We start from the raw sequence: 25,060 nt of genomic DNA, 5'->3' as shown, positions 1-25,060 counted from the left end.
AGATTCATGTCCGAAGCAAAGCCCGTCGTACCCACCACGCTGACCGGCAGCGGTGTCGAACTCACGCCCGAACTCACGCCCGAACTGACGGCGCGCCTGGGGCGTGAACGCCTGGCGGAGGCGCGTGATCAGTCGCGCGCCGAGGCCAACCGCGAACTGAGCCCGAAGGTCGAACCCGACGTGCGTGCGCAGGTGCTCGCGACCGTCAATCGCCTGCCGGGCTTGCCTGGCGTCTACCGCTACTTTGACGCGGCCGAGAACGTGCTGTACGTCGGCAAGGCGCGCAACCTGAAGAACCGCGTCTCGAGCTATTTCCAGAAAAACCTGTCGAGCCCGCGCATCGCGATGATGGTGTCGCAGATCGCGCGCCTGGAAACAACGGTCGTCAGCAGCGAAGCCGAAGCGCTGATCCTCGAAAACAACCTGATCAAGTCGCTCAAGCCGCGCTACAACATCCTGTTTCGGGACGATAAATCGTACCCGTATATCAAGATCACGGGCGGCGAAGCACCGCGCATGGCGTATTACCGCGGCGCGCTGGACAAGCGCAACCAGTACTTCGGCCCGTTCCCGAGCGCCTGGGCGGCCAAGGAATCGATCCAGTTGCTGCAGCGCGTGTTCATGCTGCGTACCTGCGAAGACAGCGTGTACGCCAACCGCACGCGGCCGTGCCTGCTGCACCAGATCGGCCGCTGCAGCGCGCCGTGCGTCAAGCTGATCGAGCCGGAGCAGTACCAGCTCGACGTCGAGAACGCCGCGCGCTTCCTGCGCGGGCGCCAGAGCGAAGTCATGGCCGACCTGCAGAACAAGATGCAGACCTACGCGATGGACCTGAAGTTCGAGCAGGCCGCCGGCGTGCGCAACCAGATCCAGGCGCTGTCGAAAGTGCTGCACGCGCAAAGCATGGAAACCGTGGGCGATGCTGATGTCGACGTCATTGCGGTGGTACTGCAGGGCGGGCGCGCCTGCGTCAACCTGGCGATGGTGCGGGGCGGACGGCATCTGGGCGACCGCGCCTACTTCCCGAGCCATGTGGGGGAATCGCTGGGCGAATGCCCGCTCGACGTCGAGGTGCTGTGCGCGTTCCTGGCACAGCACTACGCGGGCCAGTTCATCCCGGGCACGCTGATCCTGAACGTCGAGTTCGACCAGCCCGAGCTGATCCTGGCGCTCAGCGAGCAATGTGGCCACCGCATCAACCTCGTGCTGCAGCCGGGCGGGCAACGCCGCCAGTGGCTCGAGATGGCGCAGAAGGGCGGCGAGATCGCGCTGGCGCGCCTGCTGTCCGAGCAGGGCTCGCAGCAACTGCGCACGCGCGCGCTGGCCGACACGCTGGGGCTGGAGACCGACGATCTCGACTCACTGAGGATCGAGTGCTTCGACATCAGCCACACGGCGGGCGAGGCAACGCAGGCCTCGTGCGTCGTGTTCCACCACCACGCGATGCAGAACGGCGAGTACCGGCGCTTCAACATCAACGGCATCACGCCGGGCGACGATTACGCAGCGATGCGGCAGGTGCTGATGCGCCGCTACGAGAAAGTAGCGGCCGAGGTCCTGGCCGGCGCCGGGGTGATGCCCGACATCGTGCTGGTCGATGGTGGCAAGGGCCAGGTCGAGATGGCGCGCCAGGTGTTTACCGAGCTGGGGCTGGACCTGTCGATGATCGTCGGCGTGGCCAAGGGGGAAGGGCGTCGCGTTGGCCTGGAGACCCTGATCTTCGCCGATGGCCGTCCGGCGCAGGAACTGGGCAAGGAATCGGCCGCGCTGATGCTGGTCGCGCTGATCCGCGACGAGGCGCACCGCTTCGCGATCACCGGCATGCGTGCCAAGCGCGCCAAGGCGCGCCAGGCGTCGCGCCTGGAAGAGATCGAGGGCATCGGCGCCAAACGCCGCCAGCGCCTTCTGGCACGCTTTGGTGGCCTGCGTGGTGTGATCGACGCCAGTGTCGAAGACCTGATGACGGTAGAAGGTATTTCGAGTGCGCTCGCTGAAGAGATTTACCGGCAATTGCACTGAACATCGGTGGCATACCGGCGGCGCCGCCATGGCGCCGCCAATCTCTGCAATCAGTGTCAACCAGCATTGCACCACAGCCGTTGAGCTTGCACGCACTGCAGTCCCCGCTGATCGTCCGCCGTACAGACGAGTCAACTGGCCCAAACTCCCTTAGCCATGTAGACTTACGGCCAAGCATTTTTCCACGGTAATCAGCTCCCCCATGCCCTTAAATATTCCGATTCTCCTGACCTGGTTACGCGTCGCCCTGATTCCGCTGGTGGTCGGATTGTTCTATCTTCCTTCTGACTGGATGAGCATGCCGGACCGTAATCTGGCCGCCACATCCGTCTTCATCGTGGCCGCCATCACCGACTGGTTCGACGGTTTCCTGGCCCGCCGCTGGAACGAAACCTCGGCCTTCGGCGCCTTTCTCGACCCGGTCGCCGACAAGCTGATGGTGGCCGTGGCGCTGCTGATGCTGGTCCAGCTCGACCGCGTCGACGTGATCATCGCCGGCATCATCATCGGCCGTGAAATCACGATCTCGGCGCTGCGCGAATGGATGGCCCAGATTGGCGCGACGCGTTCGGTCGCGGTCAGCTCGATCGGCAAGATCAAGACCGCCGCCCAGATGACGGCGATCCCGATGCTGCTGCTTCATGACACGCTGTTTGGCATCGATTTCCAGTTCTGGGGCGAGTACCTGCTGTGGGTCGCGGGCGTGCTGACCGTGTGGTCGATGTTCTATTACCTGCGCCGCGCGTGGCCCCTGATCAAGGAAAAAGCGGGTCCGATTTAATTAGTTTCCGGGCATCCTTGACGTACGGAATAGAATCTCTATAATGCCTGCCTGTTGCGACAACAACGCGACAGATTGAAAGACGAAGCGGGAGTAGCTCAGTTGGTAGAGCGCAACCTTGCCAAGGTTGAGGTCGAGAGTTCGAGCCTCTTCTCCCGCTCCAAAGATTGCAAAGTTGGCACGCGATCTTGGAAAAACGTCTGAAACCTGTCATAATCGTTGTTCTGTACGCGGGAGTAGCTCAGTTGGTAGAGCGCAACCTTGCCAAGGTTGAGGTCGAGAGTTCGAGCCTCTTCTCCCGCTCCAGTTTCGGCTGATTGTTGCAGAACGTAGCATTGGCGTAGTAAAGCAGTAGATGTGATCAGTAATTGCATGGCTCCAAGCGGGAGTAGCTCAGTTGGTAGAGCGCAACCTTGCCAAGGTTGAGGTCGAGAGTTCGAGCCTCTTCTCCCGCTCCAGTGTCCTGCAAATGGCGTCGTAACGTAGTACTCCCCAGCGGGAGTAGCTCAGTTGGTAGAGCGCAACCTTGCCAAGGTTGAGGTCGAGAGTTCGAGCCTCTTCTCCCGCTCCAGAATTCCAGGAAGATCCATTCTTCCCTTGTCGATGCGGTGCATAACCGCCCGCATCACGAGTGCATCAAATCCTCTGGCGAGGTAGCAAAGCGGTTATGCAGCGGCCTGCAAAGCCGTCTAGGTCGGTTCGACTCCGATCCTCGCCTCCAGATTGTCATCGCGCGGGCCCCAATCGGGGCCCGTTTGCTTTTGGGCTTGCCTTCCCGGTGTGGTCGGTGCATGCGCAGTCACATCCCATCTTGCTACGCAATCGAACCGTCTGCGATCAATGGCTGGTCAGCACCGGCACGACCGTCCCGGCGAGCACAGTCTCGGTCACGCCGCCCAGCACCAGTTCGCGGAACCGCGAATGGCCGAAGTTGCCCATGATTATCAGGTCGTGCGCCCCCGTGGCGGTCAGCGCGAGCAGCGCATCGCCGATGTTGCCAGTCGGTGCCAGTGCTGGCGCAAGTACCTCGACGTCGATGTCGTGACTGGCCAGGTAAGTGGCGAGCTGTTTGCCTGCCAGCCCCTGATCGCCACCGTACTTCTGAGGATGAAAGCACACCGCCGTCACGCTGGCCGCGCGGCGCAGCAGGGGCAGGGCGGCGCGCACGGCCCGGCTCGCTTCCATGCTGCCGTCCCAGGCGATCAGGGGCCTGGTGGGCACGCCGGTGACAATGGTGGTCGACGGCACCACCATGACAGGGCAGGGTGCATGGATGAGGATATGGCGCGCCAGCGAGTAGTCGTCGGCCAGGATCGCGTCGGGGTGGGTGACCTGGCCGATCAGCAGCAGGTCGCAGTAGCGCGCTTCCAGCGGCAGGGCGTGGATGGCTGATTCATCGCTGAGCTTGCTTTCCAGCGGGACGACGCCTGCGGCGCGCACCGCGTGTTCAAAGTCCGTCAACGTGCGCTTCGCGTTGTCGGTCAGGAAGTTGTAGTCGTCCGGGCCGATGGGCGCCACGCCGGCAGCGGCGCTGCAACGGACGATGAATTCGATCGCGCCCGAGAGAGCGATGCCGGTCAGGCGCGTGTCTTCGGCCAGCGCGATGGCCGCTGCCAGCCGGTAACGTGCCTGCGCCAGTTCCGGCTGGCACGCGTGGACGAGAATGGATTGGTAGGACATGGTTTTCCCCTTCGGTGGGTAACGTGGCGAACCTGGCTGAGCGGGCCGGCCGTCAGGGCGTGATCGCGACTTTCAGCACCCCGTCGCGCTGATTCGCGAACAGCTCGTACGCCTGTTCGATCTGCTCGAGCCGGAAGCGGTGCGTGATCAGCGGTTGCAGGTCGAGCCGGCCGGAGGCGACGATGGCCATCAAACGGCGCATGCGCTCCTTGCCGCCCGGGCACAGCGTGGTGACGAGCGACTGGTCGCCCAACCCGGCCGCGAAGGCCTCGACCGGCAGCGACAGCTTGCCGGAATACACGCCCAGGCTTGACAGCGTGCCGCCCGGCTTGAGCGCGCGCAGGCAGTGTTCGAACGTCTGCTGGGTGCCGAGCGCCTCGATGGCAACGTCGACGCCCTGGCCCCCGGTCAGCCGCATGATCTCGTCGACCGGGTTGGTGGCGCGGTAATCGACCGTGTGATCGGCGCCCAGTTGGCGGGCCATCTTCAGGCGCTCCAGGACGCTGTCGACGGCGATGATGCAACTGGCGCCGCGCAGCCGTGCGCCGGCAGTGGCGCACAGGCCGATGGGGCCCTGGGCAAAGATGGCGACCGTGTCGCCCAGCCGGATGCCGCCATGTTCGGCGCCGCCAAAGCCGGTGCTCATGATGTCGGGGCACATCAGTACCTGCTCATCGGTCAGGCCGTCGGGGATGGGCGCCAGGTTGGCCATCGCAAACGGCACCTTCAGATAGTCGGCCTGGCAGCCGTCGATCGTATTGCCGAAGCGCCAGCCGCCGATGGCGCGGCCACCGCACTGCGACTGGTGGCCATCCAGGCAGGTATGGCACTGGCCACACGGCGTGATGGCGCCCACGACTACCCGCTGGCCAATCCGGTAGCCCGTCACGCCGGGGCCCAGTTCGTGGATCGTGCCTACCGGCTCGTGCCCGATCGTCAGGCCCGGCTTGACGGGGTATTCGCCTTTCAGGATATGCACGTCGGTGCCGCAGATTGTCGTCAGCGTGATCCGGATGACGGCCTCGCCGGGACCGGCAACCGGAACGGGTTTGCGGTCCAGGATGATGCGGCCGGGCCCGGTGAAGACTGCTGCGTTCATCATGTTCATGAAAACCTCCGAGGTCGTCGTGCTTGCTGTCGCGCCGGCCGCCGCTGTTTGGCGTTGTTTGGCGTTCCTGGCAACGATGACCGGGAGGGGACGCAAAATCCATGACATGCATCAAACCGGCCAGCTTGCCCTGGCGGCCGTACGGGCGGTCAGACCATCGGACTGCAGGGCGAGAAGCCGTTTGCCATCGCGGCGATCCGTTGCGGATCGGTCAGCACGATGGCGCGCTTGTCGACCGTGATCAGCCCCAGCTTGGTGAAGCGGCCCAGCAGGCGGCTGATGCTTTCGATGGTCAGGCCGAGATAGCTGCCGATGTCTTCACGCGACATGCGCAGCTGGAATTGTGCGGGCGAATAGCCACGCGCTGCGTATGCTGCCCCCATGTCGGCCAGAAACGTTGCCATCCGCTGCTCTGCCCGCATATGGCCAAGCAAAAGCATCAGATGCTGCTGCCGGTTGATTTCACAGCTCATCAAACGGTAGAAGCGGCGATGCAGGCTGGGAATGTCCTCGAACAGGCGCTCGAGCGCCGCGAACGGCAGTTCACACACGATGCTGTCCTCGAGCGCGATCGCGTCGGACTGATGGATGCCCGTGCCCACCGCTTCCAGCCCCATCAGTTCACCGGCCATCGGGAAACCGGTGATCTGGTCCCCCGCAGCACCAGGCCGGCGGGTCTTGAAGAAACCGCAGCGCAGCGCGTACAGGCTGCGCAGTGGCTGGCCGGTGCGGTACAGCGTGTCACCGGCCGCAATGCGGCGATGCTGGCCAACCAGGCGATCGAAGCGCACCTTGCTGCCCGAATCCAGCCCGGTGGACAGACACAGGCCACCGGTGTTGCAGTCGCCGCACTGGCCTTTCATGACCGGCAGGGAACCGCGTGGGGCCGGAAAAGGGGCCACGCGTAACGGTGCATTCATGGTGGTAGTACCTTATGGTGGTGACGCTTTCCGCCTGCCGGACTGGCTGCGGAAACATGGATGGCGCACGCGCCGCCGCGCATTGCACGTTTGGCGGCATACATCGCGGCATCGGCATGGGTAATCAGTTGCGCCGCCGTGGTGCCATCCCGTGGAAACAGCGCCACCCCGATGCTGGCTGACAGGCAGATTGCCTTGCCATCGACGAGGATCGGCGCGCGGGCGGCAGCGGCCACGCGTGCGAGCAATGCAGCCAGTACCGCGTCGTCGTGCATGCCGGGGAGGGCGGCGACGAACTCGTCGCCGCCGAAACGTGCCAGCGTGTCCGACCCGCGCAGTGCAGCGCGCAGGTTCTGCGCGATGCTGGCCAGCAGGCGGTCGCCGGCCGGATGGCCCAGGGTGTCGTTGACCTGTTTGAACCCGTCCAGGTCGATAAAGGCAAGCGCCACCCCGGACGCCGTGTCGCGCGCGCATGCCAGCAATTGTTCGAGCTGCTCGTCAAGCAGGACGCGGTTGGGCAGACCGGTCAGCGCATCATAGTTCGCGCGTTCTTCGAGACGCTGGCGCTGGATGCTGGCGCTGGTGACATCGGCGAACATGGCAAGGTAGTGATGCGGTGTGCCATCGGCGCCCGGGACCGCAATGATCGTCAAACGCTCGGCAAACAGCGTGCCATCCTTGCGCCGGTTCCAGGCTTCGCCCTGCCAGTAGCCCTGGCTGGTGATGGCCTGCCACATGCGGGCATAGAATGCGCGGTCTTGCAGCCCCGACTTGAGGATGCGCGGATTCTTGCCGCGTACGTCGTCTTCGGTGTACCCGGTGATGGTGGAAAATGCGCGGTTGACCGCCAGGATCGTGCCATCCAGTGCCGTGATCATGATGGCGTCGCGGCTATGGTGGAACACGGACGCTGCCAGTTCCCCGGCAGTGCTGGCGCAAGCTGGCTGGATGGCTGGCGTGGATGTCATGACGTTCCGGCGTGGTGTGCTGAATGTATTGACAATAGGCCTATCACTGCGCCACGTCGAGATTAAGTTGCTGAAGAGGTCATATATCTTCTTAATTCTTGATTTGCATCAAAAAAAACTGATTGGTTATTGATGTAAATCCTTATGTGCAGCGAGCTGGTCAATGTCGATGCCGCCGCAACAGCAGTGCCGGCAGCAACGCGCCTGCCAGGCCGATGACGCCTGCGCCAGCGATGGTTGCCGGCGCCAGCACCGCAAACTGGAACAGCGCCGCCAGCCACGGCACGTACAGCGCCAGGGCCAGCAGGCCCAGGGCCGCCGCCACGACCAGCCAGAGGATCCGGTTAGGCTGGCGCAGTGAACCGAGCAGGCTCGCGCCCGCTGCGCGGTTGACCAGGATCAGCGACAGGTTGGCAAACACCAGCGTGGTAAATCCGAACGCGCGTGCCTCGGCAGGCGCCAGCGCGCCCAGCGCCCAGCCATACGCGCCGGCCACTGCCACCAAAGGACCCAAGCCCATGGCCAGCGTGCGGGCCAGGGCGGCAGGTGTCAACAGCGGCGCGTGCGGATCGCGCGGCGGGCGCAGCATCGCACCGGGCGCCGACGGCTCGTTTTCGAACACCAGCGTGCAGGCGGGATCGATGATCAGCTCCATGAACACGATGTGCATCGGATACAGCAGCGGCGGCCAGCCGGCGAGGATCGGCAGGATGGCCATCCCGGCGATTGGCGCATGCATCGAAATGACGTAGCGGATCGACTTGCGCAGGTTGTCGTGGATCCGGCGGCCGGCGCCGATGGCATCGACGATCGACGCGAAGCGGTCGTCCAGCAGGACCAGCGCCGCCGCCTCGCGCGCCACATCGGTGCCGCGACCGCCCATCGCGATGCCCACGTGGGCGGCCTTGAGCGCCGGCGCATCGTTGACCCCATCGCCCGTCATGGCGACGGTGGCGCCGCTCCGTGCGAACGCCTGGACCAGGCGCAGTTTCTGTGTCGGGGCAATGCGCGCGCAGATGGTGAGCGCCCCGATGCGCGCATCCAGCGCCGCATCGCCCAGCGCATCGAGCGCCGCGCCGGTGAGCACCGGCGTGTCAGACAGCCCCGCCTGTCGCGCGATGGCGCGCGCCGTGTCCGGATGGTCGCCCGTGATCATCACCACCCGGATGCCGGCCCCGGCGCAGCGGGCGACACACGCGGGGATCTCGGGCCGCAGCGGGTCGGCCAGGGCCAGCAGCCCCGCTGGCGTGAACGCGATATCGGCTGGCGCGACCGGCCAGCTGGTGCCGGGCAGGGTGGCCTGCGCGACCGCCAGCATGCGCTGGCCTTCCTGCGCCATGGATGATGCTGCAGCCAGCAGCGCGGCATCGGCATGACACCATCCGAGTACGGTTTCCGGCGCGCCCTTGGCGGCAGCGATCAGGATGTCGTCGGGGCGCCGCCATACCTGCACCAGTGCACGCTGCTGCGCGCTGACGCTGTATTCGTGCACCAGTAACCAGTCGGTGTGGCGCTGCGCCGGCGGCAGGCATGATGCACCAAGACGCTGCACGGCCCGGTCGATCGGGTCCGGCCCCGTCGCGGTGCTGGCCAGTACCGCCGTTTCAAGCAGCGGCAACAGCGCGGCCGGCAGGGCCTGCGACGTGACCGGATGGCGCGCGCCGTGTGCGTACAGCATCGCAACGGCCATCCGGTTGGCCGTCAGTGTGCCGGTCTTGTCGACGCACAGGACCGAGATGGCGCCCAGCGTTTCGATCGCCGGCAGGCGCCGCACCAACACTTGCTGGCGCGCCAGGCGCCAGGCCCCGATCGCGGGAAACACCGTCATCACGATCGCGAGTTCCTCGGGCAGCATCGACATGGCCAGCGCGATGCCGGCCAGCACGGCTTGCAGCCAGTCGCCGCGCATGAGGCCATAGACCAGCACCAAGATGACACTGAATGCCATGCCCAGCACGGCAAACGCACGCGCCAGCGCGGCGCTCTGGCGTTGCAGCGGGGACGGCGCCGGCCGCAGCGACTGCAGTGACGCGGCAATCCGGCCCAGCTCGCTGCGCGCGCCGGTGGCGGCCACGCGGGCGATCGCGTGGCCCTGCAGCACCAGTGACCCGGCATACAGCATTGTCGTCGCGTCCTTTTCGACCGGCATCGATTCGCCCGTCAGCAGCGACTCGTCGGCCTGCAATCCGGCGCTGCTGAGCACGTGGGCATCGGCCGGCACGCGGTCGCCTTCGTTGACCGCGACGAGATCACCGGCCACGATGCCGGCGCTGTCGATGATGTGCCAGCAGCCGTCGCGCAGGACATGCGCGCGCGGGCTGGCCAGGTCGCGCAGTGCGGCCAGCGCGCGCTCGGTCTTGCCTTCCTGGTACAGACCAAGGCCGAGGCTGACGGCGACCATCAGGCACAGCAGCAGCCCTTCATCGGGCTGCCCCAGCACCAGATACAGCACGGCGGCGCCCGCGAGCAGCAAAAACATCGGCTCGCGCGCCGCATCGGCAGCGATGCGGCGCCAGGTGCGACGCTCGGTCGTGGCCAGCGTGTTCGGTCCGTCCGTGGCGATGCGGTGCGCGGCCTCGGCTGCGCTCAGGCCATCGGCGGTCGGGTCGGGGACCATCAGTGCGCCATCAGCACCGGCACCGTCATCCGGTCGAGGAGGGTTTCCGTGACGCCTCCCAGGACCATTTCGCGCAGGCGAGGGCGCCCGTACGCGCCCATCACGATCAGGTCGGCGTCCAGGCAATCCGTGCAGGCCAGCAAGGCGGCGCCGTCGTCGATCGGCGACGGTTCGACATGCACCTCGCAGCGCACCCCCTGGCGTGCCAGGTACAGCGCGAGATCGGTGCCCGGTTCGCGCCCGGTGGCCTCGAGCGGCTGGAACAGGACGATCGCCACCAGGCCGGCATCGCGCAGCAGCGGCAGGGCGCCAGCGACGGCGCGCGTGGCCTGTAGACTGCCGTCCCATGCCAGCATGATGCGTCCGCCGATCGTCGCGTGCCGGCGTGCATGGGGCAGCACCAGCACCGGACGCGCGCTGCCCTGGACGACCTGCGCCGGTACTGGCCCGGCCAGATGCGCCGCCGCCGGATCGTCGAGGTCCGTCTGGCTGACGACGACGAGATCGGCGTAGCGGCCTTGCAGCGCCAGTCCGCCAGCCGGCTCGTCGTCGGCATAGCGCCGCTCATGACTGGCCACGCCCTCGGCAATGGCAATCGCGTCGAAGCGTGCCAGCGCGCTGTCGTTGTCGCCCCGACGTTCGTGCTGCTGCGCCAGCAGCATCGTGCTGCCCGCCTCGGCATAGCGCGAAATGCCCGAGAAGGCGCTGCCGACGAGGTGCGCGCCGCAGCGCGCGGCCAGTTGCGCCGCGTACCGCATGCGCGCCTCGGCATGCAGCGAATGGTCGACGTGGACGACGATGGTCTTGTAGCACATGGTGCACCTCCGGATGGCTGTGACTGACCAGCGTACGGCGCGTCGATGCGGTCAGTCCAGCGCAACGTTCGCGCTTGGCGCAACCGGTTTGAACGAATTTGACTTGCATCAAACTTGCCGGGCGTGGCATGGCGCGCACGCCCGCGACGCTGTGCATTCCCGTGATTTTTGATGCATGTCATATCGGTGTTTGCAGCGGCACGACTAGGATCAACCCGATGCCCGCCGCTTGGTCTGCGGCCAGGCGCTGACAATCTTTTTTTGGAGAATGACCGATGTTCCAGCGCATCCTGTTGCCGGTCGACGGGTCATTGTCGATGACGCCGCTGGTGGCCACCTGCCTGGCGTTTGCCGCCGGTATTGGCGCGGCGGTGGTCGCCGTGCATGTCGTCCCGCCTTCCGACAACGCTGATGCCGGGTTGGCATCGGCCACGCTGGCGCATGCAGAGCGCATTCTGGAACAGGTCGCCGACACCGCGCGCACGCTGGGCGTGCCGTGCAAGTGCCAGGTCCTGACCGGCGCCGAACCGTGGCAGGCCATCGTGCGCGCCGCGCTCGACCATCACGCTGACCTGATTTGCATGAGCTCGCACGGCCGTCACGGCGCCAGTGAGCACATTCTTGCGAGCCAGACCGCCCGAGTGATCGAGCACGCGCATCTGCCTGTTTTGCTGTTTCGCTGAGAGGAGGGTAAGCGCATCGCAGATCTGCCATCCCTGCCTGCGACCGGTTCTGCCACGCCTGGCGAGGCGCCGGTGCGCGAACTCGACCGTGCACTGCATGCCCAGATCGCATGGTGGACGCAGGGCCTGTCCCCGGCTTCACTGGCGGCCGCCGCCACCGACTGGCTGGTGCATCTGGCCGGTTCCCCGGACAAGCAGTGTGAACTGGTCAGCAAGGCGCAGCGCAAGCTGCTGCGCCTGGCCGCAAGCGCCGCAGCCGATGCCGGCCAGAAGTCTGTCCCCTGCATCATCCCCTTGCCGCAAGACCGCCGCTTCGCTGCGCCCGAGTGGCAGGCGTGGCCGTTCAACCTGATCTACCAGGCATTCCTGCTCGAGCAGCAATGGTGGTACAACGCCACCACCGGCGTGCCCGGGGTAACACGGCATCATGAGCAATTGTGGACCTTTGCCGTGCGCCAGGTCCTGGACATGTTTTCACCATCCAATTTCTTGATGACGAATCCGGTCGTGCTCAAGGAAACCTGGCGTTCCGGCGGCATGAATCTGGCCATGGGGTGGCGCAACGCGATCGACGATGCGAGCGGCGCCGCGGCGACGGCGCCAACGGGGTTCGAGCCGGGCCGGGGTGTCGCCCTGACACCCGGCAAGGTGGTGTATCGCAACCGCCTTATCGAGCTGATCCAGTACGAGCCGGCGACCGCCACCGTCTGCGCCGAGCCGGTCCTGATGGTGCCGCCATGGATCATGAAGTACTACATCCTCGACCTGTCCCCCGCCAATTCACTCGTGCGCTATCTGGTCGACCGTGGCCACACCGTCTTCATGATCTCCTGGAAAAATCCCGATGCGATCGACCGCGATCTCGGGATGGATGATTACCTGCAGCTTGGCGTAATGGCGGCCATCGAGCAGGTCGCCGCACTGCGGCCCGGGTACGCGATCCAGGCGCTCGGCTACTGCCTGGGCGGCACGCTGCTGGCCATTGCCGCGGCCGCCATGGCGCGCGACGGCGACGCTCGCCTGGCCAGCCTGACACTGCTCGCGGCGCAGGTCGACTTCAGCGAGCCCGGCGAACTGGGCCTGTTCATCGACGAGAGCCAGCTGAACTTTCTCGACAACGTGATGGCCGGTAAAGGCTATCTCGACGGCACGCAGATGGAAGGCGCGTTTGCGCTGCTCAATGCGAAGGACATGGTCTGGTCGCGCATGGTGCAGAACTATTTGCTGGGGAAGGGCCGGCGCGTTACCAGCGACCTGGCGGCCTGGAACGCCGATGCCACCCGGATGCCATACCGCCAGCAAAGCGAGTACCTGCGCAGCCTGTATCTCGACAACGATCTGGCGCAGGGCCGCTACCGCGTGGGCGGCAGCCCGGTCGCGTTGTCCGACCTGCACTGGCCCATGTTCGTGCTCGGCACCCGGCGCGATACGGTCGCGCCCTGGCTGTCGGTCTACAAGCTGCACCTGCTGGCCGACGCCGACATCACATTCTGCCTGACGGGCGGCGGGCATAATGCCGGCGTCGTCAACCCGCCGCTGGCAAGTGGCGGGCACGGCTACCAGATCGCCACGCGCGCCCACGATGGCCGCTATCTCGATCCCGACGCCTGGTGCGCGGCGGCGCCGCAGCACGCCGGCTCATGGTGGCCGGCATGGGAGCACTGGTTGCGCAGCCATGCCACCGCGCAGATCGCCGCCACCGCTGTGACGGCGGTCGATCCGGACACGGTGCCGGACGCTGCGCCGGGCCGCTACGTGCTGGTGCAGTAGGCGCGGCGTCAGCAGCAGGGATATTCCACCGATGGGCCACGGTAACGGCAGTCTTTGACTTGCATCATTGAAATTGCGGGCTCGTCTCTGCACACTGCATGCCGTGACTGCCATATGCATGGCGCTCATCCATCAACCAGCGAGCCCCCATGAATACCAAACAAATGCGCCGCATGAACTCGATTTTTTACGCGCTGCTGGCGCAGGCCGCCGCCGTCCACGGTGCTGCGGCGCAGGCGCCGGCTGACACCACCTCGTCGTCCGTCAAGCAGGAGACCATCGACAGCGAACAGGTGAGTGACGCAGTCGCCGTGGCGTGACCCAGGGTGCCGCCGGCGCCGCGCGACGGCGGCATCGCAATCATTCCAGCTGCAGCGCGGCGATCAGCGCAGCGTCGCGCCCATAGATATCGGGGGCGAACAAGGCCCGGCCTTCACGATCGACCAGGGCCGTTGCATAGAACAGCACCACAGGCACTGGCTCGGCCAGCCTGACAAAACGGTTCTTGCCCGCGCTCATGGCGGCAGCCACCTGTGCACCGTTCCACTGCTGCGGATCGGCGAGCACGAATTGCGCGAGCTCGGCCGGTTGTTCGACGCGGATGCAGCCATGGCTCAGGTCGCGGTGCGTACGCTTGAACAGTTCCCTGGCCGACGTGGAATGCAAATAGATATTCATCGGGTTGGGTAGCGCGAACTTGACGTCGCCCAGCACATTGCGCGGGCCGGGGCGCTGCCTGACCCTGGCACTGCCGGCCTGCAGGCGGCTTGCCGCATCGCCGACGCCAACCTGCAGCACGCGCCCGTCCGATCCCACCAGTTCCATGTTATTTTGCTGCAGGTAGGCAGGATTGCGCGCCAGCTTCGGGACGATTTCATTCTTCTGGATGCTGGCAGGAACATTCCAGTAAGGCGCAAATTCCAGATAGCGCATTTCTCCGATGAACAGTGGCGTGGGCGTGCGGCCACGCGCGCCGACGATCACGCGCATTTCCAGCGTTGGCGCGGCAAAATTGTCGCTGGCATCGAAGGCCCACAAGCGGTAGGTGGGCACGTTCACGACGACGACGCGCCCGTGCACCGGGGGCGGGGGCAGCCAGCGCAGGCGTTCGAGCGTCAGCGCCAGCTGGGCGATACGGTGCGCGGGCGGCACCGACAGCGCCGTGACCGTCGCGGCGCCCAGTACGCCGTCTTCGTCCAGCCCGTGCCGCGACTGGAAACGCCGCACGGCGCCAGCCAGTGCCGGCGTATAGATGCCGTCGCTGCCCATGGGTGCCTGCGCGTCCAGATCACCCAGCAACTGCAGCCGCGCCTGCAGCATGCCCGTGCCCGCGTAGGGCTCGCCGGCGTGGATGGCGGCCCGTGCGACCGGCGGCAGCGCGGGCCAGTCCGGTGCTGCCAGGGACAGCGTGCGGTACTGTGCCAGCGTGGCCTTGACCCGGCCATACAGCGGAATGGCGGGCACGGCTGCATCGATGGCCTGTACCAGCCCTTGCGCGTCGCGCACGGTGGCCAGGCGCTGGCGCGGGTCGAAACCGGTGTCGGGCGCTGCGGACACCCGGCTGGCCCAGGCCGCACGGCCGCCGTGCAGATCGCACAGGTACTGGACCATTGCGCGGTCGAGATCGCGCACGAATGCCGCCGATTGGCCCTCGGGGCCGGTCAGCCGTTGCGTGAGTTCGTCGACCTGATAGCGGCGGACGTCGAGGCCGTGTGCGGGCGCCGCGCGCAGCAGTTGCAACGCCCCCTCTGCCATCCCGTGCGTACCGGACAACCAGGGCACGGCGGATGAGGGGAGCGGGACAGCACGCGCAACCTCTGGCGCGCACGGGTTGGCCGCGTTTGCCTGTGTGTCCGCAAGCGAATCGCGGGCAAGCGCGCCGTTGTTAGTGGCAGCCTGGAGCAGCAATAACAGGATGAGGTGTGCGGCGCTGCTATGCGCTTTGGCGGGCCGGGTCAGACGGGGAAATGCCATGGGGTGTGGTGCATGCGGTGTAATGGAGAGTGAACGTGATGGGCATCAAAATTACACCTTACAGCGCCTGGCGGTCATTGACCTGTATCAAATTTACGGTATTCGCAACCACGCAGTCATGGCGCATGGTGCTGCTTCGATCGATGCGCCCGTGATGCTGGCATCATTTATTTCTATTTCTCTTTGTTGTTTATTACGTCCTATGATGGCCGGAGCAAGCACGCGACGCCGCACCCTGGCGACCGTCGAACTCGTCTACCAAGGAGACCACATGGCTGATCACCAGCACCCGAGCCAGCTGCTCGCCAGCTTCGCCGCCACCCTGCGTTACGAGCAGATTCCCGACGCCGTGCGCATGCGCACCGAAGACCTGTTCCTCGACTGGATCGGTTCGGCGCTGGCCGGCCGCACTTCGCGCGCCGTGCAAACCATCGATCGCTACGCGCAGACGATGGGGCCGGGCAGCGGCCCCTGCGAGGTGCTGATCTCGCGCCGCACGACCACGCCGATGTTCGCTGCCATGGTCAACGCCGCTGCCTCGCACGTCGCCGAACAGGACGACGTGCACAACGGCTCGGTCTTCCATCCCGGCGCGGTCGTGTTTCCGGCGGCGCTGGCCGTTGCCCAGTCGATCGGCGCCAGCGGGCGCGACTTGCTGACGGCGGCCGTCGCCGGCTATGAAGTCGGCATCCGCGTCGGCGAATTTCTTGGCCGCTCGCACTACCGCATTTTTCATACGACGGGCACCGCCGGTACGCTGGCGGCTGCGGCAGCGGCGGGCCACTTGCTCAAGCTCACGCCCGAGCAGATGCTGCATGCGTTCGGCTCGGCCGGCACGCAGGCGGCAGGCCTGTGGGAATTTTTGCGCGACGCCGCCGACTCGAAGCAATTGCATACGGCCGCCGCAGCCGCGAATGGCTTGACCTCGGCCTACCTGGCCCAGGACGGCTTTACCGGTGCGCGCCGCATCCTCGAGGGCGCGCAGGGTATGGCGGCGGGCATGTCGAGCGACGCCGATCCGGCCAAATTGACCGACCGCCTGGGCGAGCGCTGGGCACTGGCCGAGACGTCCTTCAAATTCCACGCGTCGTGCCGGCACACGCATCCGGCTGCCGACGCCTTGCAGCAGGTGATGCGAACCCACGGCCTGCAACCCGGGCAGATCGCGCGCGTCGTCGCGCACGTGCACCAGGGTGCAATCGATGTGCTGGGCGCAGTCGTCGATCCGCAGACGGTGCATCAGGCCAAATTCTCGATGGGGACGGTGCTGGGGCTGATCGCACATTACGATGTGGCCGGCCTGAGCCAGTTCGAGGACAATTTCAATGCGGCGCCGATTGCCGCGTTTCGTGGCAAGGTGGGCATGGAGTTCGACGACGAAGTCGACACCGCCTATCCGGCGCGCTGGATCGGCAAGGTCACGGTCGAGACCACCGATGGCCGGCGCCTCACTGGCCGGGTCGATGAACCGAAGGGCGACCCCGGCAACACCTTGTCGCGCCCTGAACTCGAAGGGAAAGCGCTGCGGCTGGCGCTGTTTGGCGAAGCCGCGAGCGAAGCCGAGATGCATGCGCTCGCCGCGCGCATCTGGAACCTGGCGGACACGCCCAGGGTGGGAAACCTGTTTGCCTGAGCAGACCTGATACAGTCGTGACACTCTCGTCTCCTGCTGTATCAGCTTTTCCGATGGCACTGAACAATATCCTAAGAAGGCTGGATCTCACCAGCCTGCAGCTTTTCCTGGCAATCCACGAAGAAGGTTCACTCACCCGCGCCGCCGAGCGCGAAGCCATTGCCGTCTCGGCCGCCAGCAAGCGGCTGGCCGACATGGAGGGGGCGCTGGGCGTGGCGCTGATGGTGCGCACCGCGCGCGGCATGACCTTGACCCCGGCCGGCGAATCGCTGCTGACGCATGCGCGCCGCATCTTGCTCAGCGTCGACAAGATCGGCCAGGAACTGGCCGAGCACGCCCAGGGCTTGCGCGGCTATGTGCGCATGGTGGCGAATCTGTCGGCCATCGTGGAATTCTTGCCGGAGGATCTGCGCGCCTTCCTGAACCTGCACGAGCAGATCCGGCTCGACCTGGAAGAGCGCCCCAGCGGCGATGTCGTCAAGGGCGTCGAAGACGGTTTCGCCGAGATCGGCATCTGCTCGGGCGACACCGATACCCGCGACCTGCACAGCCAGTTGTACCGGCGCGACCGCGTCGTGCTCGTCATGCGCCACGACCACGCGCTGGCCGGGCGCGGCCGCGTGCCGTTCGCCGACACGCTCGACTTCGACCATGTGGGCCTGCACGCGGACAGTTCGATCAACAAGCGCACGCACCTGGCTTCGCGCGCCTCAGGCCGGCCACTGAAAACCCGCATCCATGTGCCTGGCTTCGACGCCGTCTGCCGCATGGCGCAGGTGGGCATGGGCCTGGGCGTGATTCCCCACGAAGTGTTTACGGCCATCGGCCAGCCGCTGGGGCTGGTGGCTGTCGAGATCGACGAGCCGTGGGCCGAGCGCGAGCTGCGCATTGTCGTGCGGGAAGAAAAGGGCTTGTCGCCGGTGACGCGGGCGCTGCTCGCGCATCTTGGAGCTGCCGAAGAGCGTTCGCGGTTGACGAAGGCTCGTTGAAAAGAAACGGTTGGACGGGCAGGGCCCGTTGTCTCTATGCTGGGTCGACAAGCTACCACCATCGACGAGACCAGCATGAACCTCAACAGCAGCATTCCCGACGGCGCCCTGCGCGGCGTGCGCGTCATCGAAATGGGTCAACTGATTGCGGGCCCGTTCGCCGGCAAGACCCTGGGCGAATTCGGCGCCGATGTCATCAAGATCGAGGCGCCCGGCAGCGGCGACCCGCTGCGCAACTGGCGCATGATCAAGGAAGGCACATCGGTCTGGTGGCAGGTGCAGTCGCGTAACAAGCGCTCGATCGCGCTCGATCTACGCAGCGCCGAAGGCCAGGACATCGCCCGCAAGCTGATCGCCGAAGCCGATGTGCTGATCGAGAACTTCCGCCCCGGCACCCTGGAAGGCTGGGGCATGGGCTGGGACGCGCTGTCCGCTCTCAATCCGGGCCTTGTGATGCTGCGCATCTCGGGCTATGGCCAGACCGGTCCGTACCGCGACCTGCCGGGCTTCGGCGCCATCGGCGAAGCGATGGGCGGCCTGCGCCACCTGACGGGCGAACCCGACCGCGTGCCGGTGCGCTGCGGCGTGTCGATCGGCGATACGCTGGCCGCACTGCACGGCACCATCGGCGTGCTGACCGCGCTGTACCACCGCAAGGTCAATGGCGGCAAGGGCCAGGTGATCGACGTAGCCCTGCACGAGGCCGTGTTCAACGTCATGGAAAGCCTGCTGCCCGAATACAGCGCGTTCGGTGCCGTGCGCGAAGCCGCCGGCAGCGCGCTGCCCGGCATCGCGCCGTCGAACGCCTACCGCTGCAACGATGGCTACGTGCTCATCGCCGGTAACGGCGACAGCATCTTCAAGCGCCTGATGGCCGTGATCGGGCGCGACGATCTGGCCCACGACCCGGCGCTGGCGGACAATGCCGGCCGCGTCGTGCGCGTGGCCGAGATCGACGCCGCCATCAGCGTCTGGACCGCAACCCGCCCGATCACCGAGGTGCTCGACCTGCTGGGCGGCGCCCGCGTCCCGGCCGGCAAGGTCTATACGGCGAAAGACATCGCGGAAGATCCCCATTACCGGGCGCGCGACATGATTCTGGCCCAGTCCACGCGCGACGGGTATGAGCTCGAGGTGCCCGGCGTCGTTCCCAAATTGCTCGGTACCCCGGGCACCGTACGCAGCTCTGCCCCGGGCCTGGGTGACGACACCGATGGCGTGCTGCGCGAACTGGGATTGAGTGAGCCGGACATCGCCGCCTTGCGCACCAAGGGAGTGGTCGCATGAACCGGTGGAACGGCGCTGGCCGCCGCATCCACATGCAGGAAGTCGGCACGCGCGACGGCTTGCAGGCCGAGTCGGTGTTCGTACCGACCGCCGACAAGATCGCGCTGGTGAACAGCCTGTCGCAGGCCGGCATGGCCAAGATCGAAGTGACTGCGTTTGTTTCGCCCAAGGCGATTCCGGCGCTGGCCGATGCACAGCAGGTCATGCTTGGCATCGAGCGCGTGCCGGGCGTGATCTACAGCGCGCTGGTGCCGAACGTGCGTGGTGCCGAGCGCGCGATCGAGAGCCACACCGACGAACTGAACCTGGTGATGTCGGCCAGCGAAACGCACAACCTGGCCAATTTGCGCATGACGCAGGCGCAATCGTTCCAGGGTTTGTGCGAGGTGGCGGCCCTGGCGCGGCAAGCATCGCTGGCTGTCAATATTTCGTTGTCGTGTTCGTTCGGCTGCCCGATGGAAGGCGACGTGCCGGAAGACACGCTGCTGGCCTGGTGCGCGCGCTTCATCGATGAGGCGGGCGCCAGCGGCATCACGCTATGCGACACGACCGGCATGGCGTACCCGAGCCAGGTCGCGTCGCTGACGGCGCGTTTTCGCGCAGCCTGGCCGGATACCGAACTGAGCCTGCACTTTCACAATACCCGCGGCATGGGCCTGGCCAATGTACTGGCGGGGATCGATGCGGGCGCCGACCGCTTCGATGCGTCCCTCGGCGGCATTGGTGGCTGCCCGTATGCACCCGGCGCCTCGGGCAATGTCTGCACCGAAGAGGTGGTACACGCGCTGCAGCTGATGGGTTACGACACGGGGGTCGATCTGGACCGCTTGCTGGAGGCATCGACACGGCTGCCGGCGCTGATCGGGCACGAGACGCCGAGCCAGATCGTCAAGGCCGGCCGCCGGCTCGATCTGCACCGGCCACCCGGGGATTTTGACGCGATCAGGGAGCGTGCAGAAGCGCGCCCGGCTTGAACCCAGGCCATCGCCGGCATGCAAAAAACTATTTTAATAATTCAGGAGACACCATGAAATCGATTCATTCGCTGCGCATGCGCGCCAGTATGCTCGCCGTCGGCGCAGCACTTGCCAGCATCGGCGCGCACGCGCAGGCGCAGGACAACTACCCCGCGCGCGCCATCACGCTGATGGTGTCGGCAGCGCCAGGCGGTACCACCGACCTGGCCGCGCGCATGATTTCCGATCCGCTGTCCAAGGCATTAGGCAAACCGGTTGTCGTCGAAAACCGGCCGGGCGGTGCAGGCGCAATCGCCGCCTCGGCCGTCAAGCGGGCCAGGCCGGACGGCTATACCTTGCTGGTGCAGTACTCGGGCTTTCACGTCATCACGCCGCATGTGGTCAAAGCCGGATTCGATCCGATCAAGGACTTCACCCCCGTTGCCAACCTGATCGTGGCGCCGCAAGTGTTCGTCGTGCGGCCTGATCTGCCGATCAAGACGCTGCCCGAACTGGTCAGCTATGCCAAAGCACACCCCGGCAAACTCAATTACGCGTCGTCCGGCAACGGCTCCCTGCAACACGTGACGGGCGAAATGCTGAACCGGATGAGCGGCACGAACATCGCCCACGTGCCCTACAAAGGCACGGGCCCGGCGATTACCGATCTGCTGGGTGGAAACGTTGAGATGACCTTTACGACGGCGCCGCCGCTGCTGGCCCACATCCGGTCCGGCAAGCTGCGCGCCATAGCTGTGACCGGCAACGTTGCGCTGCCGAGCTTGCCCAACGTGCCAACGACGGCGACGATCAAAGGGTACGAGAAGCTGGACGTGAGCTCGTGGTTTGCCGTGTACGCGCCCGCCAACACGCCCAAGCCGATCGTGGACAAGCTGACGGGCGAGATCAAGAAAATCATGGCGACCGATGCGTTCAAACGCAAGGCGCAGGAGCAGGGTGCGTACGCGGTCTACATGACGCCGCAGGAACTGGCAGCGCATACGAGCAAGGAATATCAGACGTGGGGCAAATTTGTGAAGGATGCGAAGATCACGGGGGAGTGAGTGCCCGTGTCGTCCAGGGATTGCGTGGTAGGGGCTTTGTTGCGCGAATCAGCTTACTGGGTGGATCAACGTCAAGGGAATGATCGCGGCGAAAAGCCGGCAGTCCATTCATCGAACATCGGTTTTGCACGAAACAAAGCCGTACTGCGACGAGGAAACGATTGCAGGAACTGAAAATTTACAACATGCCTTGCGACAATCGGTGAGTAATTTCCAGAAATTTTCCGTTAGGATATATCTGCGTCTTTACTTATCCGCTTCGTCGGCCTTTTCATGAGCAGGCCAGTTTGTTGATGTTCTCGATGATGCCGTTCTTCTTAGTCGTAAAACCATAAAAATGGGGTTGTCTTTGCAGCGTCAAGATTCATTACCAGGAATTGGCGCACTTTTTATGCGTGTCAATTAAGAATCCCGAAGGTCTCGTGACGATCAAGAAAAAAATATGTTGGTGCTAATTGGAATTGCTGTTGCATTGATCCTATCGAGCATAACGTCACATGTTTATGCAGAATCCAAAGATATGGCAGTGGCGCGAACGCTGTTCCAGCAGCGTTGCAATACGGCTGGAGAGACAATCAAAAGGACCGTCGAGGATGTGGATGGTCTGCTGCTACTGAAGATTCGTTCTCGCGACATCAACTACAGCCAACAGTTCGTCCTTGATGATCCGTATGGGAGAGACCTTACCGGAGATGGCTATATCGAGAGTTTTCTTAGGGCGCACCATGATTTGCCTGGCCATATTGAGCGCGCAGAAGGGCGGATCGCTCCTCTTCAGAGGCAAGTTGGATATATGTACGTGGACGCCAGTGACCCTAAGGATGGGAAACGATATCGCTACACAGGGTCCATCGAACAACCAGGTTTGAAGGACCCACGCTATTTGAAGGCTTATTTCAGAGTGGTACTGGTGTCCAGCCCTACAAGTGAGCCAGCACCACGCTATGGCGTTACTTATGAGGATATTTCGACAGCCGATGATCGTCGTTACTGGATTGCGGGTAGCTCGCTCAAAGTTATTGACCTACTCCGCAACGAAGTCATTGCCGAGAGGATCGGATACATGATGGATCCCGGCCAAGGTGCCGACGGAGGCGGCAGGTCGCCCCGGCTGATGGCCGCTGCCCATGCGTGCCCTGCCTTCAAGGGCCGGCGCGCCTTTTCTAGTCAGGCAGGTCAAACGGCCCGCTTCGTTGAGAAAGTATTGCGGCCACGGCCAAAAAACCAGTAACAAGCCCGCGAGCCGGCCGTACGCCATCGCTGGAACATTGGCGGGAGTCGACGTGCAATCGGCGTAGACGGTGCTGTCGGATCAGCGCTTCGGTGCCCAGGTCCAAGGCTGCAGGACACGATGTGGCTGGAGGGACTGCTCCCCATGGTGGCATTGCGGGCCGTCGCGCCAGGGTGCCGGGCCTTCCATGGCCTGGCGCCACAATGCTACGAATTGAGCACGTTGACAAAGCCCCCCAACGGCATCGGCCGGTGGAACAAAAATCCCTGCATCGTCGAACACCCGTGCGCGCGCAGATAGCGAGCCTGCGCCTCGGTTTCCACGCCCTCGGCCACCAGGTCCAGATTCAGGCCGCGTGAAATTGAGATGATCGCCAGCACGACGGGGTAATGCCCATCCTCGTCGCTGATCTGCTGCACGAACGACTGGTCGATCTTGATGGTCTGGATCGGAAACCGGTGCAGATACGCGAGCGACGAATAGCCGGTGCCAAAATCGTCGATGGCCACCGAGACACCCAGCTGCCCGAGCTTTTTGAGCTGCTCGATTGCGTACTGCGGGTTGCGGATGCAGATATTCTCCGTGATCTCGACGGCGATCCGCCCCGGGCCGATGTCATAGCGCTCGAGGGCATTGCGCATCGTCTCGAAGAATTTGCTGTGGTCGAGATAATGCGGCGACAGATTCAGCGACAGCGTCAACGCGTTCGCACCGTCCGTGCCCCATTGCGCCATGTCGCGGCACAGGGTGTCGATCATCCACTCCGAGATCGGCACGATCAGGCCGCTCTCTTCGGCGAATGGCAAAAACTCGGCAGGCATGATCAGGCCGCGCACCGGATGGTTCCAGCGCATCAGCGCCTCGGCGCCGATGATGCGGCCACTGGCAGCGTCGATCTGCGGCTGGTAGTACATTTCGAGCTCGTTGCGCTCGAGTGCGCGGCGCAGATGCTGTTCCAGCGCGACGTTCTGGTGCAGCGCGTCGTGCATCGACGGATCGTAGAACGCATGGCCATTCTTGCCGAGGTCCTTGACGCGGTACATCGCGATGTCGGCATTGCGCAGCAGCTCGTCGATCGACTCGCCGTGCTCGGGGTAGATGGCCACGCCGATCGATGCGGAAATATGCACTTCGGTGCCGGCCAGGTCGAATGGCTGATGCAGCTGCTCGATGAACTTGTCGGCAACCACGCGCGCATCGTCGCGCGAGCGCAGATCGGGCAGCACGATCGTGAACTCGTCGCCACCCTGGCGCGCCAGCGTGTCACCCTTGCGCAGGCAGTCCTTCAGGCGCTGCGCCACTTGCTGCAGCAACTTGTCGCCGTGACCGTGGCCGAGCGTGTCGTTGACGAGCTTGAAGCGGTCCAGGTCGATGAACATCACCGCCAGTTCGGCGCGCTTGCGGCGGGCCTGCAGCATCGCCAGGCCGAGCCGGTCCTTGAACAGCACGCGGTTGGGCAGGTCGGTCAGGATGTCGTGGTACGCCTGGTGATGGATGACCGCCTCGGCACGCTTGCGCGCGCTGACGTCGCGCGCGATGCCGTAAGTGCCGACATAGGTCTGCGTGTGCGGATCGCGTTTTTCGCGGTGCATGCCGATCGCGTTGAGCGAGATCGTCATCACGGATGTGTCGGCGACGGTGGCGTGTCCGTGCATCGGGCTGGCCCGGCACGTTACGCGCAGCTCGACGTCACGCGAGGCCCGCTCGCCGACACGCCGCTCGTTGAACACGTACAGTGCGCGCTCGTGGTCTTCGGCATGCAGCAGCGCCGTGTAGTGCTGGCCCAGCAGCTCTTCGCGTTCATAGCCCAGCATCTGGCACGCACGGTCATTCACGTAGGTAAAGCGCCCTTCGTGACCGAGCATGTAGATCATGTCGGGCGAGGCGTCGACCAGATAACGGTATTTTTTCTCGGACAGCGCGAGCGCTGCCACCATGCGACGGTTGATCTGCTGCAGGTCACGCTGCTTGAGCGCGTTTTCGACCGTGCGCAGCAATTCTTCGCGGCTGAACGGCTTGCGCAGGTAATCGTGGGCGCCGCGTTTCAGGGCGCCGATGGCCGAATCGATCCCGACGGTACCACTGACAACGATGACGTCGGCCTTGATGTCGCGCTGGTTGATGAAGTCCATGACCTGGTGGCCATCGACATCCATCATGAGCAGGTCGAGCAGCACCAGATCGAAGCGCATCTCTGCCAGGCACGCCAGCGCGGCGGTCCCGCTGTCGGCCGTCGTGATGGCGTAGCCGCTACCTTTGAGCATTTCCTGCAATGAGGCCAGTACGCGCGGCTCGTCGTCGACCAGCAGCAAGCGGGGGCGGTGGGGAGGGGTGGTGGGGGAAGCGTCAAGATGAGCGGGCAACGTGCCCCGGATGCTGGCCGGGAGTCCGGTAGTTCGAAATCGATTCATCGTCATTCTGTCAAAGCCGTGCGATTTTCTGTGCCTGACGCCCGTGAGCGCTGCAGACGTTCATGTCTAATCTTTCACATAATGCCAGCTTATCCGTTGCATTTGAGGCATGACAATGCAATCGTGTGCAGAAATGTCGGGTGTCAGAGGATTT

The 25,060-nt window shown here is 64.8% G+C and carries 19 protein-coding genes and 5 tRNA genes; 16 read left to right on the top strand and 8 right to left on the bottom strand.

What is annotated here, in order from left to right:
* Positions 1 to 6: 6 nt before the first annotated feature.
* From uvrC to AC56LH_RS10655, 7 genes are all read left to right on the top strand, one after another.
* Positions 7 to 2,019, top strand: a complete 2,013-nt coding sequence (uvrC, locus tag AC56LH_RS10685; protein WP_499645924.1) for an excinuclease ABC subunit UvrC — start codon at positions 7 to 9, stop codon at positions 2,017 to 2,019.
* Between the two features lie 202 nt (positions 2,020 to 2,221).
* A complete protein-coding gene (gene pgsA / locus AC56LH_RS10680; RefSeq protein ID WP_499645923.1) occupies positions 2,222 to 2,800 on the top strand; it encodes a CDP-diacylglycerol--glycerol-3-phosphate 3-phosphatidyltransferase in 579 nt (192 codons plus the stop codon).
* A gap of 87 nt (positions 2,801 to 2,887) precedes the next feature.
* Positions 2,888 to 2,963, top strand: a tRNA-Gly gene (locus tag AC56LH_RS10675).
* 67 nt (positions 2,964 to 3,030) lie between these two features.
* A tRNA-Gly gene (locus tag AC56LH_RS10670) sits at positions 3,031 to 3,106 on the top strand.
* Positions 3,107 to 3,182: 76 nt separating this feature from the next.
* Positions 3,183 to 3,258: transfer RNA gene (locus AC56LH_RS10665), tRNA-Gly, on the top strand.
* Between the two features lie 37 nt (positions 3,259 to 3,295).
* A tRNA-Gly gene (locus tag AC56LH_RS10660) sits at positions 3,296 to 3,371 on the top strand.
* A 76-nt stretch (positions 3,372 to 3,447) separates the two neighbouring features.
* Positions 3,448 to 3,521: transfer RNA gene (locus AC56LH_RS10655), tRNA-Cys, on the top strand.
* A 116-nt stretch (positions 3,522 to 3,637) separates the two neighbouring features.
* Here the strand turns inward: AC56LH_RS10655 and AC56LH_RS10650 are convergent.
* From AC56LH_RS10650 to AC56LH_RS10625, 6 genes are all read right to left on the bottom strand, one after another.
* Positions 3,638 to 4,480 carry a universal stress protein gene (locus AC56LH_RS10650; protein WP_499645922.1) on the bottom strand — a complete coding sequence of 281 codons (843 nt, stop codon included), beginning with the start codon at positions 4,478 to 4,480 and terminating at the stop codon, positions 3,638 to 3,640.
* Between the two features lie 52 nt (positions 4,481 to 4,532).
* The gene (locus tag AC56LH_RS10645; RefSeq protein WP_499645921.1) at positions 4,533 to 5,588 is read right to left on the bottom strand and encodes an NAD(P)-dependent alcohol dehydrogenase; all 1,056 of its coding nucleotides are present in this window, start codon (positions 5,586 to 5,588) and stop codon (positions 4,533 to 4,535) included.
* Between the two features lie 149 nt (positions 5,589 to 5,737).
* Positions 5,738 to 6,508: a helix-turn-helix domain-containing protein gene (locus AC56LH_RS10640; protein ID WP_499645920.1), complete on the bottom strand. Its 771-nt coding sequence runs from the start codon at positions 6,506 to 6,508 to the stop codon at positions 5,738 to 5,740.
* Entirely contained in the window at positions 6,505 to 7,476 is a 972-nt protein-coding gene (locus AC56LH_RS10635) for a diguanylate cyclase domain-containing protein (protein WP_499645919.1), read from the bottom strand. Before AC56LH_RS10635 ends, AC56LH_RS10640 begins: the two co-directional genes overlap by 4 nt.
* Positions 7,477 to 7,636: 160 nt before the next feature.
* On the bottom strand, positions 7,637 to 10,093 hold the full coding sequence (locus tag AC56LH_RS10630; protein WP_499645918.1) for a cation-translocating P-type ATPase: 2,457 nt from the start codon (positions 10,091 to 10,093) through the stop codon (positions 7,637 to 7,639).
* The gene (locus AC56LH_RS10625; protein WP_499645917.1) at positions 10,093 to 10,908 is read right to left on the bottom strand and encodes a universal stress protein; all 816 of its coding nucleotides are present in this window, start codon (positions 10,906 to 10,908) and stop codon (positions 10,093 to 10,095) included. Before AC56LH_RS10625 ends, AC56LH_RS10630 begins: the two co-directional genes overlap by 1 nt.
* Positions 10,909 to 11,183: 275 nt before the next feature.
* Here AC56LH_RS10625 and AC56LH_RS10620 point away from each other — a divergent pair, with 275 nt between their 5' ends.
* The 3 genes from AC56LH_RS10620 (at position 11,184) to AC56LH_RS10610 (ending at position 13,681) form a co-directional block, all read left to right on the top strand.
* Positions 11,184 to 11,591, top strand: coding sequence for a universal stress protein (locus tag AC56LH_RS10620; RefSeq protein WP_499645916.1), 408 nt, complete (start codon positions 11,184 to 11,186; stop codon positions 11,589 to 11,591).
* Positions 11,592 to 11,624: 33 nt separating this feature from the next.
* A complete protein-coding gene (locus AC56LH_RS10615; RefSeq protein WP_499648448.1) occupies positions 11,625 to 13,361 on the top strand; it encodes a PHA/PHB synthase family protein in 1,737 nt (578 codons plus the stop codon).
* A 149-nt stretch (positions 13,362 to 13,510) separates the two neighbouring features.
* A complete protein-coding gene (locus AC56LH_RS10610; RefSeq protein ID WP_499645915.1) occupies positions 13,511 to 13,681 on the top strand; it encodes a hypothetical protein in 171 nt (56 codons plus the stop codon).
* A gap of 40 nt (positions 13,682 to 13,721) precedes the next feature.
* On the opposite strand, the gene AC56LH_RS10605 is transcribed toward AC56LH_RS10610, so the two are convergent.
* Positions 13,722 to 15,335, bottom strand: a complete 1,614-nt coding sequence (locus AC56LH_RS10605; protein ID WP_499645914.1) for a L,D-transpeptidase family protein — start codon at positions 15,333 to 15,335, stop codon at positions 13,722 to 13,724.
* 271 nt (positions 15,336 to 15,606) lie between these two features.
* Here AC56LH_RS10605 and AC56LH_RS10600 point away from each other — a divergent pair, with 271 nt between their 5' ends.
* The 6 genes from AC56LH_RS10600 to AC56LH_RS10575 all read left to right on the top strand — a co-directional run bounded on the left by AC56LH_RS10600 (position 15,607) and on the right by AC56LH_RS10575 (position 22,495).
* Positions 15,607 to 16,968, top strand: coding sequence for an MmgE/PrpD family protein (locus tag AC56LH_RS10600; protein WP_499645913.1), 1,362 nt, complete (start codon positions 15,607 to 15,609; stop codon positions 16,966 to 16,968).
* A 53-nt stretch (positions 16,969 to 17,021) separates the two neighbouring features.
* Complete coding sequence (locus tag AC56LH_RS10595) at positions 17,022 to 17,957, top strand: LysR family transcriptional regulator (protein WP_499645912.1); 936 nt, start codon at positions 17,022 to 17,024, stop codon at positions 17,955 to 17,957.
* Positions 17,958 to 18,032: 75 nt separating this feature from the next.
* A complete protein-coding gene (locus AC56LH_RS10590) occupies positions 18,033 to 19,244 on the top strand; it encodes a CaiB/BaiF CoA transferase family protein (protein ID WP_499645911.1) in 1,212 nt (403 codons plus the stop codon).
* On the top strand, positions 19,241 to 20,218 hold the full coding sequence (locus AC56LH_RS10585) for a hydroxymethylglutaryl-CoA lyase (protein WP_499645910.1): 978 nt from the start codon (positions 19,241 to 19,243) through the stop codon (positions 20,216 to 20,218). Before AC56LH_RS10590 ends, AC56LH_RS10585 begins: the two co-directional genes overlap by 4 nt.
* Before the next feature lie 53 nt (positions 20,219 to 20,271).
* Positions 20,272 to 21,264: a Bug family tripartite tricarboxylate transporter substrate binding protein gene (locus tag AC56LH_RS10580; RefSeq protein ID WP_499645909.1), complete on the top strand. Its 993-nt coding sequence runs from the start codon at positions 20,272 to 20,274 to the stop codon at positions 21,262 to 21,264.
* Between the two features lie 442 nt (positions 21,265 to 21,706).
* Entirely contained in the window at positions 21,707 to 22,495 is a 789-nt protein-coding gene (locus tag AC56LH_RS10575; protein ID WP_499645908.1) for a hypothetical protein, read from the top strand.
* A 206-nt stretch (positions 22,496 to 22,701) separates the two neighbouring features.
* Here AC56LH_RS10575 and AC56LH_RS10570 read toward each other — a convergent pair whose 3' ends face one another.
* The gene (locus AC56LH_RS10570) at positions 22,702 to 24,906 is read right to left on the bottom strand and encodes an EAL domain-containing response regulator (protein WP_499645907.1); all 2,205 of its coding nucleotides are present in this window, start codon (positions 24,904 to 24,906) and stop codon (positions 22,702 to 22,704) included.
* Between the last annotated feature and the right edge of the window lie 154 nt (positions 24,907 to 25,060).

Source organism: Telluria sp. LT1R51-2 (assembly GCF_059685775.1).
This window is presented reverse-complemented; position numbering and strand designations above follow the sequence as displayed.

Coding starts and splice junctions, on each gene's coding strand:
- uvrC (WP_499645924.1), top strand. CDS start 7: ATGTCCGAAGCAAAGCCCGTCGTACCCACCACGCTGACCGGCAGCGGT.
- pgsA (WP_499645923.1), top strand. CDS start 2,222: ATGCCCTTAAATATTCCGATTCTCCTGACCTGGTTACGCGTCGCCCTG.
- AC56LH_RS10650 (WP_499645922.1), bottom strand. CDS start 4,480: ATGTCCTACCAATCCATTCTCGTCCACGCGTGCCAGCCGGAACTGGCG.
- AC56LH_RS10645 (WP_499645921.1), bottom strand. CDS start 5,588: ATGAACATGATGAACGCAGCAGTCTTCACCGGGCCCGGCCGCATCATC.
- AC56LH_RS10640 (WP_499645920.1), bottom strand. CDS start 6,508: ATGAATGCACCGTTACGCGTGGCCCCTTTTCCGGCCCCACGCGGTTCC.
- AC56LH_RS10635 (WP_499645919.1), bottom strand. CDS start 7,476: ATGACATCCACGCCAGCCATCCAGCCAGCTTGCGCCAGCACTGCCGGG.
- AC56LH_RS10630 (WP_499645918.1), bottom strand. CDS start 10,093: ATGGTCCCCGACCCGACCGCCGATGGCCTGAGCGCAGCCGAGGCCGCG.
- AC56LH_RS10625 (WP_499645917.1), bottom strand. CDS start 10,908: ATGTGCTACAAGACCATCGTCGTCCACGTCGACCATTCGCTGCATGCC.
- AC56LH_RS10620 (WP_499645916.1), top strand. CDS start 11,184: ATGTTCCAGCGCATCCTGTTGCCGGTCGACGGGTCATTGTCGATGACG.
- AC56LH_RS10610 (WP_499645915.1), top strand. CDS start 13,511: ATGAATACCAAACAAATGCGCCGCATGAACTCGATTTTTTACGCGCTG.
- AC56LH_RS10605 (WP_499645914.1), bottom strand. CDS start 15,335: ATGGCATTTCCCCGTCTGACCCGGCCCGCCAAAGCGCATAGCAGCGCC.
- AC56LH_RS10600 (WP_499645913.1), top strand. CDS start 15,607: ATGGCTGATCACCAGCACCCGAGCCAGCTGCTCGCCAGCTTCGCCGCC.
- AC56LH_RS10595 (WP_499645912.1), top strand. CDS start 17,022: ATGGCACTGAACAATATCCTAAGAAGGCTGGATCTCACCAGCCTGCAG.
- AC56LH_RS10590 (WP_499645911.1), top strand. CDS start 18,033: ATGAACCTCAACAGCAGCATTCCCGACGGCGCCCTGCGCGGCGTGCGC.
- AC56LH_RS10585 (WP_499645910.1), top strand. CDS start 19,241: ATGAACCGGTGGAACGGCGCTGGCCGCCGCATCCACATGCAGGAAGTC.
- AC56LH_RS10580 (WP_499645909.1), top strand. CDS start 20,272: ATGAAATCGATTCATTCGCTGCGCATGCGCGCCAGTATGCTCGCCGTC.
- AC56LH_RS10575 (WP_499645908.1), top strand. CDS start 21,707: ATGTTGGTGCTAATTGGAATTGCTGTTGCATTGATCCTATCGAGCATA.
- AC56LH_RS10570 (WP_499645907.1), bottom strand. CDS start 24,906: ATGAATCGATTTCGAACTACCGGACTCCCGGCCAGCATCCGGGGCACG.